This is a genomic window from uncultured Bradyrhizobium sp., assembly GCF_947648125.1.
Lineage (GTDB): Bacteria > Pseudomonadota > Alphaproteobacteria > Rhizobiales > Xanthobacteraceae > Bradyrhizobium.
Window position 1 is genome coordinate 411,909 of sequence record NZ_CANSMR010000004.1, and the last position, 12,233, is coordinate 424,141.

Sequence of the window (12,233 nt, forward strand, 5' to 3'; positions counted from 1 at the left end):
ATCGTTACAACTTGCAAGCTGTCGATTGGAGCGCGCTATCATGAAAAAGGTTGGTTCCGGGATCAATCACGTCGAGTACACGATGGGCGAGTTGCGCGTCGTTGCTCTGCGTGATGGTTACGTTGACATGCCGCCCAGCAGATTGCGTCAGACAGATGGGCGGTCATTTGGGGCCGAGCTTCCGCAGCAGGTCAACTTGGTCGAAGGTCGACTTCGTTTGTCGGTCAATGCCTTTCTCATCATTGACGGTGACCAGCACACGCTCATCGACACGGGAGCAGCAAACTCCTGGGAGCCAACGATGGGCCTGCTGCTGAGTGCTCTGAACGAAGCTGGCGTGGTTCGCGAGGTAATTGACACAGTCGCCTTGACGCATACGCATTCCGATCACGTGAATGGGCTCGTGGCCGCCGACGGGGCGGACGCATTTCCCGGTCTTCGTCGACTGTTTGTCCCCCGTGAGGAACTTTCGATGTTCGACGGAAATGAACGGTTGGCTCGGTTCCGGTCGCGCCGGTTTCCGTTGGATGAAGGGTGCAGGCTGAGCGATCGCATCACATCCGTGCAAGCTCATGGGCACGAGGTCGGTCACACAGGGTTCGAGGTTTCAAGCGGTGGCGAAAAACTGCTGGTTTGGGGAGATATCGTCCACGTGCCCTCGATCCAATTTGCGAGGCCCGAGTTGAGCTGGGAGTTCGATGCGGATCAGAATGAGGCCCGTGCTACGCGGCGGAAAATGCTTCTTCGTGCCGCACAGGCAAACGTGGCTGTCGCGGGCGCCCATCTGGATTTTCCCGGCATCGGGATCGTGTCTGGCGGTGGCGCCACGTTCGAATTCAGTCCCCTGTTATGAGCTCGAAGGCAACTCCGACTGGCTGCGGCGCTAATCGCACTTGAGTCGATGGGTTGCTGTTGATCCGCTGCCGTTTGCGGAGCCGCCGTTAGGCGACAAAAGACGGCGATGCGCCTCTCTAGGGCGTTTCCTCCCATGACTCGGCGGGGTCTCTTAAGAGACCTCGCCATTTTCGCCGGGAAGAGAAGCGGGGGAGTGACGCCGGGTACGGAATGTCGCGTCTTTGGTGGATACGTCGAGCATGAGAACCTAGGAGAAGCAGGGATGATCGATATAGAGGCTGTCGCGGAGCTCGACCGGGCGAGTACGCTCCATCCACTGACGGATCTCAAGGGATACTCCCTCGGTCGCCATGGACCGACGATCGTTACCGGCGGCAAAGGAATTCGTATCGAAGATGCAGAAGGTCGTAGCTACATCGATGGGTTTGCCGGCCTCTACTGCGTAAACGTGGGATATGGCCGAACCGATGTTGCCGCAGCAATCGCGCGGCAAGCCTACAATCTCGCATACTACCACGACTACGCGGCTCACACGACCGAACAGCTGGCGATCCTGTCCGACCGCGTGATCCGAATGGCGCCAGGTGACCCTAGCAAGGTCTTCTTTGGATTGTCCGGATCAGATGCGAACGAGACACAGGTGAAGCTCGTTTGGTACTACAATTATCTGCGTGGGCAGCCTCGGAAGAGGAAAATCATCTCTCGCAGACTTGGCTATCATGGCTGTTCGGTATTCGCGAGCTCCATGACGGGACTATCGTTTTTCCACGATAACATGGACCTTCCAGTCCCCGGTGTACTGCACACCGGAGCGCCCCATTTCTACTTGGATGCCGAACCAGGCGAGACGGAGGAGGCATTTTCCCGTCGTCGCGCCGCCGAACTCGAGGAGCTGATCGTAAGGGAGGGGGCGGAAACGGTCGGTGCCTTTATTGCTGAGCCAGTTCTGGGAACAGGAGGCATTGTGCCACCCCCTCGGGGCTATTGGCGCGAAGTGCAGGCCGTGCTTCGGCGATACGACGTCCTCCTGATCGCCGACGAAGTGATCTGCGGGTTTGGACGAACCGGCGCAAACTTCGGCAGCTTTCAGTACGACATAGAACCTGATCTCACGACGATCGCAAAGGGGCTGACATCCGGATATGCTCCTCTTTCAGGCGCCATCATCAGCAAGAAGATCTTCGATGTTATGGCGGAAGCATCAGATCGGGTCGGTGTATTTTCGCACGGATACACTTACTCCGGTCATCCCATTTCGGTTGCTGCAGCTAACGCCGTTCTCGATATCTTCGAAAATGAGAGGCTTAGCGATAGAGCTCGCATCGTGGGCGTGCATTTTCAGAGGCGGCTCAAAGAGCGGTTCGCTCAAATGGACGTGGTTGGCGATGTTCGAGGTGTAGGTCTGCTTGGCGCAGTTGAGTTTGTGGCCGATCGCGCGACTAAGCGTCGATTTGACCCCAATCTTAAGGTCAGCGCCAGGATCGTCAAAGCTGCTCGTGATCGGGGTCTTATTGCGAGAGGAATGCCACATGGTGACATTCTGGGATTCGCGCCTCCTCTCGTCGTTTCCGAAGCTGAGATTGATGAGATCGTGGAAATTGCATACGCGGCGACTAAGCAAGTCATCGACGAACTGGCCAGATAGATCTGCGGTGGCGGAGTGGGTCGATAGTGTGGCTCTGCGGCCGATCTCACAGTACGGGCCGGCCGTTGAAAGCACTCCATCGCCGAAGCGAAGATAAGGGCGTGCGAGTTTCGCGAAAATTCCGATACATGCCTTTTGGTTGAATCACTCTCAAAAAGCGTTCTCTTGTGCAAATTCGGCGTGGTTTCTAAAGTCTAACGCGGTCGTACGCTGAGCGCATGTCAACACACCTTGGAGAAGTCGCAATGGATGCACCGGTGCTCATTCGGACCGTGGATACGCACGCAGAAGGCATGCCATTGCGCGTCATCGTCGAGGGGTTGCCGCCCATTCGCGGCAACTCCATGCTCGAACGGTTGGCGTGGGCTAGGGCGAATCTGGAGTGGGTACGAGATCTACTCGTCAACGAGCCCAGGGGCCACGGGCCCATGATGTTCGCTATCCTCACGCCACCCGTGCTCCCTGACTCCGATTGGGGGGTGATCTACATGAGTGGCGGCGGCTTCTGGCCGATGTGTGGGCACGGAACGATCGGCCTTGTCACGATGCTTGTCGAGCGTGGACTGGTTCCAGTCAAAGAGCCGGTTACCGAAGTCCGATTGGACACGGCCGCTGGCTTGATTGTCACAAGCGTTCGCGTGGAGTCTCGAAAGGCCGTCAACGTGACCTTCACAAACGTGCCCTCCTACGTTCTTGCGCAAAATGCTCGTATCGAGGTGCCAGGTTTCGACAAGATTGTGGTCAATGTGGCCTACGGCGGCAACGTCTACGCGATGATTGACGTCAAGCAACTCGGATTGCGGGTCCGGCAGGAGGATCTTCACACGCTTGTTGACCTAGGACTGGAAGTCGTCAAAGCAACGCGCGAGCAAGTTCAATACACGCAGCCGGCAGGAGTTGATCTCGGTCGGCTCAGCTCGTCGCTCTTTACCGAAGCGCCAGAGCAAGGCGCTGCGGCGCGCAACTTCATGGTCAAGGAGCCACGCTATTTTGACCGCTCGCCTTGCGGTACGGGGACCTCAGTGCGAATGGCCCTGGCTTACTCCCGTGGCGAACTCGGACTGAATCAGCCGCTCGTATGCGAGTCGATGTTCGGCACGCGCTTTGAAGGGCGGTTGGTCAGCCGCACTGATGTCGATGGTATTCCCGCGGTTGTGCCACAGATAACTGGTCGTGCGTGGATCGTCGGTGGCGCCGAATTCACCCTTGATCCGTCCGATACATTTCCAAGGGGGTTCAAGTATTGATAGGCGTCGAGGTCTAAAGGAGTAACCCCCATCACGGGAGCACTGGCAAGCGACGTGTTCGGGGTGGGGCTCGCGCCATCAATCCTCGCGAGCCATCTGCTCAATTCCACCGTTCGGGAATGGCGAAATTCATTGTTTCCCGATACCAGCAAAAATACCAGCAATACGGGTGAGCGCCGCGAATTTTGACGTGCATTTTCAATGCATCCTGGAAAAATCAGGAATCGAACTATGATCGTAACTTGTTGTTATTACTAAGCTTTTCATTGTGGTGCCCCTGGCCGGAATCGAACCAGCACTCCTTGCGGAACTCGATTTTGAGTCGAGCGCGTCTACCAGTTCCGCCACAGGGGCATTCGCGATGGTCCAAGGCCGAGACGGGCCCAGGGTCGCGAAGCGCGGCGGACTATAGCGGGCGGCCCGTCACGGTCAACCCGCGCGGATGTGATTGTCCCGCGCCTCGACAGGGGTATTTTCACGCGATACGACCCGGGCTGAGCATGGAGCAGGGGCCATGACCCCGCCGGACGATGCTCGCAGGAGGATTGCCGTGACACTCGCCACCGCCCATCCGTCGGATGCTTCCGCCACCGGCAATCCGGCGCTGACCTCGGCCTTGGCGATTGCCGTGATCGCGGCCGCGACGCTGGCCGGCGCCTGGTTCTTCCAGCTCGTGCTGGAGATCATGCCGTGTCCGCTCTGCCTCGAGCAGCGCTATGCCTATTACCTCGCGGTCCCGCTCGGTGCCGTGGTCGCGCTCGCGGCCGCCCGTGGCGCGGCGCGCCCGGTGCTGCTCGCGGGCCTTGCGATCCTCGGCCTCGCCGCGCTCGCCAATGCCGGGCTCGGCGCCTATCACGCCGGGGTCGAATGGGGATTTTGGCAGGGGCCGACCGACTGCACCGGCCCGATGGTGGATTTCGGCAAGGCCGGCTCGCTGCTGGATCAGCTCGACAAGGTCAAGGTGGTCCGCTGCGACGAGGTGCAGTGGCGCTTCCTCGGCATCTCGCTCGCCGGCTACAACGTGCTGATCTCGCTCCTGATGGCCGCGATCGCCGGCTGGGGCGTGGCGAAGGCGGCCAGGGTTTGACCGATAGCCCTGATTTACAGGTCCTGACTCAATCGATCTATTTCTTCCGATCTATTTCTTCTTCCCCGGCGTGAAGGTCGGCTGTCCGCCCTTCTGGCTGGGAGCCGCGGCGATCACTTTGATCTTCTCCTTCTTGGGCTTCTTGGTTTCCCGGTTGCCGTGCCGTTCGCCTTTGGACATATCGGTCTCCCTCTGTTTATCGAGATCATCAACTCGGTCAGAACCTGCCTGCAGAGCAGTCCAGAACGTCGACGTGGATTTGCTGTGCTTGAAGTGACGGTAATCGACCGTAGGCCGATCGCCTTCGAATGGCGAGCGCCAAAGCGGTCTGCGGCGCGCTGCGGCAACAACGCGCAGGATGCTATGAGGAGCGGCCTTCGCCTCTCGTTCGGCGAGAAAGCCAGGAACACAAGGAAAACCAACAAGAAAGCATTGGCTATTGCCGCCGAAGCGGCGCATGCTGGCCGCGGGGCCGCACCGGCGCAAGGCGTTTCGCAAAAGGCTGGCCCATGACCATGCGCTCCCGACGTGAAGTCGTCACCTTCCAGCATCCATTCCGGATCAGAGGCATCGATCGTGAATTGCCCGCAGGCGCCTATGACGTCATTACCGATGAAGAGGCGATCGAAGGGCTCTCATTCGCGGTGTTCCGCCGTGTCGCCACGATGATCATCGTCCCGGCACAAGGCTCACGCGGATTGACGACGGAGATGGTGTCGATCGGCTCAGTCGATCTGGCGGACGCCCAGCGTATCGACGCGAGCGCATCCAATGACTGACGAACCGCTCGACCTCGATCGCCACCGCGGTATGGCGGCGCAGAAAGCCACCGATATTCGCCGTGCGCTGGCGGAAATCGAGACCCACGCGAGGGATCTGCGCGAGCGGCAGGCCTCGCTCGAAACCGGACTGCTGGCGGTACCTGCGACGTCGTGGCCGGAGGTCGCCGCCAAGGCGCGCTACGTATTGAATCTGTATGCCGCGAGCCTGCCGCCGGAGGATACAAGGCATCGCGATCTGGTCACGGCCATTCTCGAGGATTTTGTCCGGCTCACCGAGCCGCGATGAACCAGAACCACTTCGCGGCTTTGAAGGAGCTGGTCACATGACGCTTACCCAGGGTCGCTTCATCAGCTACGAATACGACAGGATGGTCGTGCTGTTCTCGATGCATGACGATGAGAAAGAGATCCATTGCGCGATCTCGACCTCCGCGATGGATGAATTGGAAGGCGGGACGCTCGGGCGCGCGGGCCACCGCGAGACTCAGTTCATGCGGCTGCGCGAGCGCATCGAAGCCTGCGCCGATGGCAAGTACCAGGCGAAGGAGTTCGAGGGGGCGCCGCCGCGGATCGTCCTGCGTAGCATCGATTTCCGGCAGCGAAGGTAGAGGACTCCCCGTGCGAAGGCCCTGACGCGCGTGTCAGGTGTTTCAAGGTGGAGGCAATCCCGCCGTCACCGTCCCGATCATGCGCGACAGACGAGCCCATGCTGATCATCGTGCACCGCGTCCCCGTCGAGTTGTTGCTGTTGGCCAATGAGACGTTGTTGCGCCTCAGGAGCCGACGCAATCTCGTCGCCACGCTGATGAGCGAGCAGCGCCCGCGATATACCATCTCCGAAATCCATGGTGCGAGCCGCCGGCTGACGGCGTTATGGCGCGCGGTCGCCAGGGAGCGGCTCGAGGAATGGAGCGAAGCACAGCCCGATTCGGTCTATGCCCGGATCACCGGGCCGTTGTGGTGCGCCGCAGCCGTTGCGAAACTGCAAATCGACCGGGACGAGGAGCTGTGGTTCGATCCCGGTGAACTGGTGGCGTTGGCGCGATCGTTCCGCGATCAGCCGGACCAGTCAGGTCCGAAGTGTGAGCCGGATAGTGATCTGATCGCCTGAAGCATGATCCGGAAAAGTGCGAAGCGGTTTTCCGAAAAGATCATGCTCAAACAAAGAGCGAAAGCGCGATGACGTTTCAACCCAATCTCATCGCGCTTTAGTCGTCGACGTCGTCCTGCGGCCGTCCGAACAGATGGATGATGCCCGGCGTCGAGATGGTGACGAACAGGAAGCGCGACAGATGATGCGCGCCGACGAAGATCGGGTCGATGTGCAGCGTCAGCGCCAGCGCCAGCATCGCGTCCATTGCGCCGGGCGCGAAGGCGACCACGACGTCGGCGAGCCGCACATGGGTGGTGAAGGCGATCACCGCCACGAACACGGCCGAGATTGCGATCGCGATCGCAAACGAGCCGAGCCCGGCATTGACGTGGCTGAGCAGGGTCGAGGTCTTCATCCGCGCAAACCGGGTGCCGATCAGCGCGCCGATGCCGACCAGTGCGATGTTGCGGAGCCAGGGCGGCAGGCCGCCATCGACCAGGCCTGAGCCATGCAGCAGGCTGGAGGCGAGCATCGCGCCGAACATCCAGCTGGCGGGGAATTTGATCCAGCGCAGCAGCAGCGAGACGCCGATCGACCCGGCGACGAGGGCAACAAGGCCGAACGGCGAGGCGACCGTCGTCGGCAATGGCGGCGGCGCCGCGTGCGTCACCCCGGTCAGCGCCAGCACCAGCGGCAGGGCCGCGGTCAGGATGATGACGCGCATGGTCTGCACCACGGCGATCGCCGCGACGTCGGCGCCCTTCTCCGCGGCGAGGATCGTGATCTGCGAGAGTGCGCCCGGGCTGCCGGCGAGGAAGGCCGAGGTCTGGTCCCAGCCATGCACGCGCTGCAGATAGAGGCTCGAGCCGAAGGTCGAGCAGAACGTCGCCAGCGCCAGCAGGGCGATGGTGAGCGGATAGGAGCTCATGTGCTGCAGCAATTGCTGCGACATCAGCGAGCCCAGCGAGATGCCGAGCAGCAGCAGCACCGATTGCGTCAGCACCGGCGGCACCGCGAGCGGCCGTCCGGCCAATGCTGCAATCCCAACCGCGCACATCGCGCCCGAGATCAGCCCGCCCGGCAATCCCGCCCATAAAAACAGCAAACCGCCGGCGGCGCCGATGACGAGTGTCTCGAGCCCGTTCAGAACTTTGCTGCGGTCGGGAATGGCGGTCGCCATCGAAGCGCGGATCAGGGTCACGCCGCCTTATGGCAAATTCGCAACCACGGGACAATTGCATCTCGCGATTGCAGCATTGCGCCCCGGCTCGCCGGCGTACAGATTTTCACCCTCCCCGGTGGGGAGGGTGAAGGATGTCAGATTGCCTACGCGTTACTTCGCGGCCGGCGCTGCCGACTTGTCGCCGGCTTCCTTGATGCACGCCTTGCGAAACTTCTTGCGCTCCTTGCCCTTCAGGCCCTTCTCGTCGGCCTGCTTCGAGCAGTCGAGCGAGGCGGCAGTGCGCGGCTTGGCTTCCTTCGGCGCCTTGGCCGCGGTGGCCGCAGGGGCGGCGTCCTTGGCGGCGGGCGCGCCGGTCTGCGCGAAAGCTCCGCCCACCAGCAGCAGGGAGGCAAGGGCGGTTGCGGTCGCGAGCTTGGAAATCGTCATCATGGGGCACCTCGTGAGGGAAGGAGCCGAAACGTTGCGCGGCGATGATGAACCGTGGATGAATATGCGGTGGTCCCGCCGCCACAATATTTTAACGGCCAAGGGCGTCCGCACGTTGTCGCAAGTCGGGGTTGCGCTAGGATAATGGTCTTACGCCAATGCCCCCAGGGGAAACCTCACGGGAAACCAGGGATGACGGGAGACCAGGGATGACCATTCAGACCAGATTGTTTTGTGCGATTGCGGTGTCGGGCTTTGCAGCCTTTGCGGCGAGCGCGCCGGCGCAGGCCCTGACCGCGCAGGAATGCAGTGCCAAGTACCAGGCGGCCAAGACGGCCGGCACCCTCAACGGCCAGAAGTGGAATGATTTCCGCAAGGCCCAGTGCGGCGCCGACGCGACCCCGGCTGCGGCGCCCGCCGCTCCGCCGCCCGCTGCCGCCGCGCCTGCTCCGGCCGCGCCGAAGGAGGCCAAGCGGGAAGCCGCTCCCGCCGCGGCACCCGCCGCACCGGCAGGGCCCGCCGTGTTTCCGAACGCGGTCGATCCCAAATACGCCAAGGAATCCGAAGGCAAGCAGCGCATGCACACCTGCGTGGACCAGTACAATGCCAACAAGACCACCGGCGGCAATGGCGGCCTGAAGTGGATCCAGAAGGGCGGCGGCTATTACAGCGAGTGCAACAAGCGCCTGAAGGGCGCCTGAGTCGGCTGAAGCGAGTTTGACGGGCGGCCGGCGCAAGCCGGCCGCTTTTCTTTCGGCTGAAGCGCTATTGGCTTTCCGTAAGCAGCTTGTCCGCCGACTGCGCCAGCAGTTGCGCGCGCTTGCGCGGGCCGCGCTCGAGAAACAGCAGGCTCTGGCCGAAGATGAAGCAGTAGAACAGGAACGCCTGCGCATCGGCTTCCTCGGCCGGTAGCCCGGTGGCGCGATAGAGCTGGCCGACATTCTTCAGGCGCGCGGCATCGACGCTTGCGGCGGCTGCGGCCGCGGCCTCGTCGGTGCGCGCCCATTGCCGGATCGCGAGTTCGACGGCCATCGCCTCGGTGTTCATGCGCTCCGAATAGAGCGTGATGATCGCCTTCAGCCGCTCGCGTGCGCTGGCGCCGTCGAGCGCGGTCTGCTTCTCGATCGCGGCGATGCGACCGTCGCGCCAGCGCGTCAGCATGGTCTCGAGCAGCGCGGCGCGATCCCTGAAGCGGCGGTAGAAGCCGCCCTTGGTGACGCCGAGATTCTTCGCCAGCACCTCGACCCGCACGCCGTCGACGCCGCTATGCGCGAGTTCGGCAAAGCCGGCCGCAACCCAGACATCGCCCTTGCTTTCAGTCATGTGATCTCCGCGGAGCGGCCCCGATACGGTGCCGTATTGCTAGCCCGCTTCGTGCCTGATACGCTACCGTATCGAAAATGGAGGAGCGGCAGATGGAGGGCGAGGCGACCTATCGCGGCACGGTCTATCCCTGGCACTGCGATCACATCGGCCACATGAACGTCATGTGGTATGTCGGCAAGTTCGACGAGGCGAACTGGAACATGTTCGCGCGGCTCGGGCTGACGCCGAGCTATCTGCGCGAGTCCGGCCGCGGCATGGCTGCCGTGCAGCAGAACATCTCCTATCAGCGCGAACTGCTCGCCGGCGACCTTGTCGAGGTCAAGAGCCGGCTGCTCGAGTTCCGCGACAAGTCGGTCCGTATCCTGCATGAGATGCGCAACGCGGAGACCGGCGACGTCGCCGCGACCTGCGAGATCGCGGCCGTGCACATCGATCGCGCCGCGCGCAAATCGGCGCCGTTTGCGCCGGCGATCCGCTACGCCGCAATGCCGCACCTCGTGCCGTCCGAACCTGTGACTGCGTGACCACCATGCCCCGCTTTGAGCCGAGGAATCCCGACTTCCGCGCGGTTGCCGCCGCCACATTCGCGCGCCAGCGCGCGATGCAGACGCTTGGCATCTCGATTGCACGCATGGAGCCGGGCGAGGTCGATCTCGCGATGCCCTACGCGCCGGAGTACTGCCAGCAGAACGGCTTCGTGCATGCCGGAATCATCACCGCGGGGCTCGACAATGCCTGCGGGATCGCCGCCTTCACGCTGATGCCCGAAGGCTCCGACATCCTCACGGTGGAGTTCAAGACCAATCTCCTGGCGCCGGCCCGCGGCGAGCGGTTCGTATTCCGCGGCGTCGTGGTCAAGCCCGGCCGGACGCTGACGGTCTGCGACGGCCGCGCCTACGCCGTGCAGGACGGCATCGAGACGCTGGTCGCGACCATGAGCGGGACGCTGATGGCGCTGCAGCGGCGGGAAGGGTAGCAACGAGCAGAGCTTTATCTCCGTCACCCCTGCGCAACGGCGAAGCCTTTGCGCGGGGATGACGGGGCAGGTCGAGGCACGTGTTGGCTTTGCAGGGACGACGATTGTGGATGTCGGCCGCGCCACACACACACACTGTGTCGTCCTGGCGAAGGCCAGGACCCATTACCCCGAATCTCAATTGTTGCGCTCGCTGGGGCCACGATCCCGTTCATCACCGAATGCGGTGGTTATGGGTCCCTGCTTTCGCAGGGACGACAAGCGGGGATAGCGGGTCTGAGAAGGTGTGACGAATTTGACGGCGGCGGCGCCCAAGATCTGCGCACGCATCCAAGACCCGCGCATTGACAAGCCTCCCTCACACCGACCTGATAGGCGCATGTTTCGCGTGAGCGCCTTGTCATGATCGCCAGCCTCAGTCTGATCCTGCTCTGTCAGTTGGTGGGCGAGGTGGTCGTGCGGGCGCTGGCCGTGCCGGTGCCGGGGCCGGTGGTCGGGCTGGTGCTCTTGCTGTTGCTGCTGTTGGCGCGCGACCGGTTTCCGGTGCTCGCGCGCGGGCCGCTCGGCGATGACGGCGTCGAGAGCGCGAGCCGCGGCATGCTTGCCAATCTCTCGCTGCTGTTCATTCCGGCCGGGGTCGGCGTGGTGCAGAAGCTCGATTTGCTCGCCGAGCATGGCGTTGCGATCCTGGTGATCCTCGCGGTTTCGGTCATCGTCACGCTGCTGGCGACGGTCGCGACCTTCGTCGCGGCGAGCAGTCTCCTTTCGCGCGAGGAGGACAACCCGTGAGCGACAATCCGTTCTCGCTCTGGGTCTATCTCTCGCAGTCGCCGCTGCTCTGGCTGACGGTGACGCTATTGACCTATGCCGTGACCGACGCGGTGTCGCTGAAGACGAGGCGTCACCCGCTCGCCAATCCCGTGCTGCATTCGCTATGGATCATCGGTGCGTTCCTGCTGCTGACCGGGACCTCCTACAGCACCTATTTTGCCGGCGCGCAGTTCGTGCACTTCCTGCTCGGGCCGGCGACGGTGGCGCTCGCGGTGCCGCTCTACGAGAACCGCAGGCGGGTCGCGGCTGCGGTCCTGCCGATGCTGGTCGCGCTCGCGGTCGGCTCGCTCACTGCGATTGTCTCGGTGGTGCTATTGGCGCGGGCCTTCGGCCTGCCGCGTGACATCATCCTGTCGCTGGCGCCCAAATCGGTCACGGCCGGCGTTGCCATGGGGATCAGCGAATCCCTGCATGCCGATCCCTCGCTGACGGCGGTCTCGGTGATCCTCACCGGCATCATGGGGGCGATCATCGTCACGCCCTTGATGAACTTCACCGGCATCACCGACTTTCGCGGCCGCGGCTTTGCCGCCGGCATCGCCGCCCACGGAATCGGCACCGCGCGCGCCTTCCAGGTCGACGAGGTCGCCGGGGTCTTCGCCGGGATCGCGATGAGCCTGAACGCGCTGGTCACGTCGCTGCTGGTGCCGCTGGCCGTGACATATCTGCTGCGCTGACACCCGTTGCAGGGCAGTTTTGTGCTATTGGTATGGCGTCGAGCAGCAAATCCTTCTAGGGTTGCCGCCGCAAACGCGAGTCTGTTCCCCTTGGTCTTCTCCGCA

The 12,233-nt window shown here is 62.6% G+C and carries 17 protein-coding genes and 1 tRNA gene; 13 read left to right on the forward strand and 5 right to left on the reverse strand.

Annotation, left to right across the window (positions count from 1 at the left end):
* Nucleotides 1–40: 40 nt before the first annotated feature.
* The 3 genes from Q0030_RS11360 (at nt 41) to Q0030_RS11370 (ending at nt 3,747) form a co-directional block, all read left to right on the forward strand.
* A complete protein-coding gene (locus tag Q0030_RS11360; protein ID WP_298366517.1) occupies nt 41–853 on the forward strand; it encodes an MBL fold metallo-hydrolase in 813 nt (270 codons plus the stop codon).
* A gap of 264 nt (nt 854–1,117) precedes the next feature.
* Nucleotides 1,118–2,500 (forward strand): aminotransferase, encoded by a 1,383-nt coding sequence (locus tag Q0030_RS11365; RefSeq protein ID WP_298366519.1) that lies wholly within the window; start codon nt 1,118–1,120, stop codon nt 2,498–2,500.
* A 245-nt stretch (nt 2,501–2,745) separates the two neighbouring features.
* Nucleotides 2,746–3,747, forward strand: a complete 1,002-nt coding sequence (locus Q0030_RS11370; protein WP_298366521.1) for a proline racemase family protein — start codon at nt 2,746–2,748, stop codon at nt 3,745–3,747.
* Nucleotides 3,748–4,016: 269 nt separating this feature from the next.
* Here the strand turns inward: Q0030_RS11370 and Q0030_RS11375 are convergent.
* Nucleotides 4,017–4,101 (reverse strand) — tRNA-Leu (locus tag Q0030_RS11375).
* Nucleotides 4,102–4,261: 160 nt separating this feature from the next.
* Between Q0030_RS11375 and Q0030_RS11380 the strand changes: the two genes are divergently transcribed.
* The gene (locus tag Q0030_RS11380) at nt 4,262–4,834 is read left to right on the forward strand and encodes a disulfide bond formation protein B (RefSeq protein WP_298366523.1); all 573 of its coding nucleotides are present in this window, start codon (nt 4,262–4,264) and stop codon (nt 4,832–4,834) included.
* 51 nt (nt 4,835–4,885) lie between these two features.
* Here Q0030_RS11380 and Q0030_RS11385 read toward each other — a convergent pair whose 3' ends face one another.
* Nucleotides 4,886–5,293: a hypothetical protein gene (locus Q0030_RS11385; protein ID WP_298366524.1), complete on the reverse strand. Its 408-nt coding sequence runs from the start codon at nt 5,291–5,293 to the stop codon at nt 4,886–4,888.
* Nucleotides 5,294–5,343: 50 nt separating this feature from the next.
* Between Q0030_RS11385 and Q0030_RS11390 the strand changes: the two genes are divergently transcribed.
* From Q0030_RS11390 to Q0030_RS11405, 4 genes are all read left to right on the forward strand, one after another.
* Complete coding sequence (locus Q0030_RS11390) at nt 5,344–5,613, forward strand: hypothetical protein (protein WP_298366526.1); 270 nt, start codon at nt 5,344–5,346, stop codon at nt 5,611–5,613.
* Nucleotides 5,606–5,902, forward strand: a complete 297-nt coding sequence (locus Q0030_RS11395; RefSeq protein ID WP_097673691.1) for a hypothetical protein — start codon at nt 5,606–5,608, stop codon at nt 5,900–5,902. Before Q0030_RS11390 ends, Q0030_RS11395 begins: the two co-directional genes overlap by 8 nt.
* Nucleotides 5,903–5,939: 37 nt before the next feature.
* On the forward strand, nt 5,940–6,224 hold the full coding sequence (locus Q0030_RS11400; protein ID WP_298366530.1) for a DUF1488 family protein: 285 nt from the start codon (nt 5,940–5,942) through the stop codon (nt 6,222–6,224).
* Between the two features lie 98 nt (nt 6,225–6,322).
* The gene (locus Q0030_RS11405; protein ID WP_298366534.1) at nt 6,323–6,727 is read left to right on the forward strand and encodes a hypothetical protein; all 405 of its coding nucleotides are present in this window, start codon (nt 6,323–6,325) and stop codon (nt 6,725–6,727) included.
* Between the two features lie 97 nt (nt 6,728–6,824).
* Here Q0030_RS11405 and Q0030_RS11410 read toward each other — a convergent pair whose 3' ends face one another.
* A complete protein-coding gene (locus Q0030_RS11410; RefSeq protein WP_298366636.1) occupies nt 6,825–7,889 on the reverse strand; it encodes an AbrB family transcriptional regulator in 1,065 nt (354 codons plus the stop codon).
* Between the two features lie 153 nt (nt 7,890–8,042).
* A complete protein-coding gene (locus tag Q0030_RS11415; protein WP_298366536.1) occupies nt 8,043–8,321 on the reverse strand; it encodes a PsiF family protein in 279 nt (92 codons plus the stop codon).
* A gap of 206 nt (nt 8,322–8,527) precedes the next feature.
* On the opposite strand from Q0030_RS11415, the gene Q0030_RS11420 reads away from it, so the two are divergent.
* On the forward strand, nt 8,528–9,019 hold the full coding sequence (locus Q0030_RS11420; RefSeq protein WP_298366538.1) for a hypothetical protein: 492 nt from the start codon (nt 8,528–8,530) through the stop codon (nt 9,017–9,019).
* 64 nt (nt 9,020–9,083) lie between these two features.
* On the opposite strand, the gene Q0030_RS11425 is transcribed toward Q0030_RS11420, so the two are convergent.
* Nucleotides 9,084–9,641: a TetR/AcrR family transcriptional regulator gene (locus Q0030_RS11425; RefSeq protein ID WP_298366540.1), complete on the reverse strand. Its 558-nt coding sequence runs from the start codon at nt 9,639–9,641 to the stop codon at nt 9,084–9,086.
* A gap of 92 nt (nt 9,642–9,733) precedes the next feature.
* On the opposite strand from Q0030_RS11425, the gene Q0030_RS11430 reads away from it, so the two are divergent.
* The 4 genes from Q0030_RS11430 to Q0030_RS11445 all read left to right on the forward strand — a co-directional run bounded on the left by Q0030_RS11430 (nt 9,734) and on the right by Q0030_RS11445 (nt 12,128).
* Nucleotides 9,734–10,168 (forward strand): acyl-CoA thioesterase, encoded by a 435-nt coding sequence (locus Q0030_RS11430; protein ID WP_298366543.1) that lies wholly within the window; start codon nt 9,734–9,736, stop codon nt 10,166–10,168.
* A gap of 5 nt (nt 10,169–10,173) precedes the next feature.
* Nucleotides 10,174–10,620: a PaaI family thioesterase gene (locus tag Q0030_RS11435; protein ID WP_298366545.1), complete on the forward strand. Its 447-nt coding sequence runs from the start codon at nt 10,174–10,176 to the stop codon at nt 10,618–10,620.
* A 402-nt stretch (nt 10,621–11,022) separates the two neighbouring features.
* Complete coding sequence (locus tag Q0030_RS11440) at nt 11,023–11,409, forward strand: CidA/LrgA family protein (RefSeq protein ID WP_298366547.1); 387 nt, start codon at nt 11,023–11,025, stop codon at nt 11,407–11,409.
* Complete coding sequence (locus tag Q0030_RS11445) at nt 11,406–12,128, forward strand: LrgB family protein (RefSeq protein WP_298366549.1); 723 nt, start codon at nt 11,406–11,408, stop codon at nt 12,126–12,128. Before Q0030_RS11440 ends, Q0030_RS11445 begins: the two co-directional genes overlap by 4 nt.
* Nucleotides 12,129–12,233 lie beyond the last annotated feature (105 nt).

What these genes read in the sequence shown, in the direction of transcription:
- Q0030_RS11360 (WP_298366517.1), top strand. Translation starts at nt 41, where the DNA reads ATGAAAAAGGTTGGTTCCGGGATCAATCACGTCGAGTACACGATGGGC.
- Q0030_RS11365 (WP_298366519.1), top strand. Translation starts at nt 1,118, where the DNA reads ATGATCGATATAGAGGCTGTCGCGGAGCTCGACCGGGCGAGTACGCTC.
- Q0030_RS11370 (WP_298366521.1), top strand. Translation starts at nt 2,746, where the DNA reads ATGGATGCACCGGTGCTCATTCGGACCGTGGATACGCACGCAGAAGGC.
- Q0030_RS11380 (WP_298366523.1), top strand. Translation starts at nt 4,262, where the DNA reads ATGACCCCGCCGGACGATGCTCGCAGGAGGATTGCCGTGACACTCGCC.
- Q0030_RS11385 (WP_298366524.1), bottom strand. Translation starts at nt 5,293, where the DNA reads ATGCGCCGCTTCGGCGGCAATAGCCAATGCTTTCTTGTTGGTTTTCCT.
- Q0030_RS11390 (WP_298366526.1), top strand. Translation starts at nt 5,344, where the DNA reads ATGACCATGCGCTCCCGACGTGAAGTCGTCACCTTCCAGCATCCATTC.
- Q0030_RS11395 (WP_097673691.1), top strand. Translation starts at nt 5,606, where the DNA reads ATGACTGACGAACCGCTCGACCTCGATCGCCACCGCGGTATGGCGGCG.
- Q0030_RS11400 (WP_298366530.1), top strand. Translation starts at nt 5,940, where the DNA reads ATGACGCTTACCCAGGGTCGCTTCATCAGCTACGAATACGACAGGATG.
- Q0030_RS11405 (WP_298366534.1), top strand. Translation starts at nt 6,323, where the DNA reads ATGCTGATCATCGTGCACCGCGTCCCCGTCGAGTTGTTGCTGTTGGCC.
- Q0030_RS11410 (WP_298366636.1), bottom strand. Translation starts at nt 7,889, where the DNA reads ATGGCGACCGCCATTCCCGACCGCAGCAAAGTTCTGAACGGGCTCGAG.
- Q0030_RS11415 (WP_298366536.1), bottom strand. Translation starts at nt 8,321, where the DNA reads ATGATGACGATTTCCAAGCTCGCGACCGCAACCGCCCTTGCCTCCCTG.
- Q0030_RS11420 (WP_298366538.1), top strand. Translation starts at nt 8,528, where the DNA reads ATGACCATTCAGACCAGATTGTTTTGTGCGATTGCGGTGTCGGGCTTT.
- Q0030_RS11425 (WP_298366540.1), bottom strand. Translation starts at nt 9,641, where the DNA reads ATGACTGAAAGCAAGGGCGATGTCTGGGTTGCGGCCGGCTTTGCCGAA.
- Q0030_RS11430 (WP_298366543.1), top strand. Translation starts at nt 9,734, where the DNA reads ATGGAGGGCGAGGCGACCTATCGCGGCACGGTCTATCCCTGGCACTGC.
- Q0030_RS11435 (WP_298366545.1), top strand. Translation starts at nt 10,174, where the DNA reads ATGCCCCGCTTTGAGCCGAGGAATCCCGACTTCCGCGCGGTTGCCGCC.
- Q0030_RS11440 (WP_298366547.1), top strand. Translation starts at nt 11,023, where the DNA reads ATGATCGCCAGCCTCAGTCTGATCCTGCTCTGTCAGTTGGTGGGCGAG.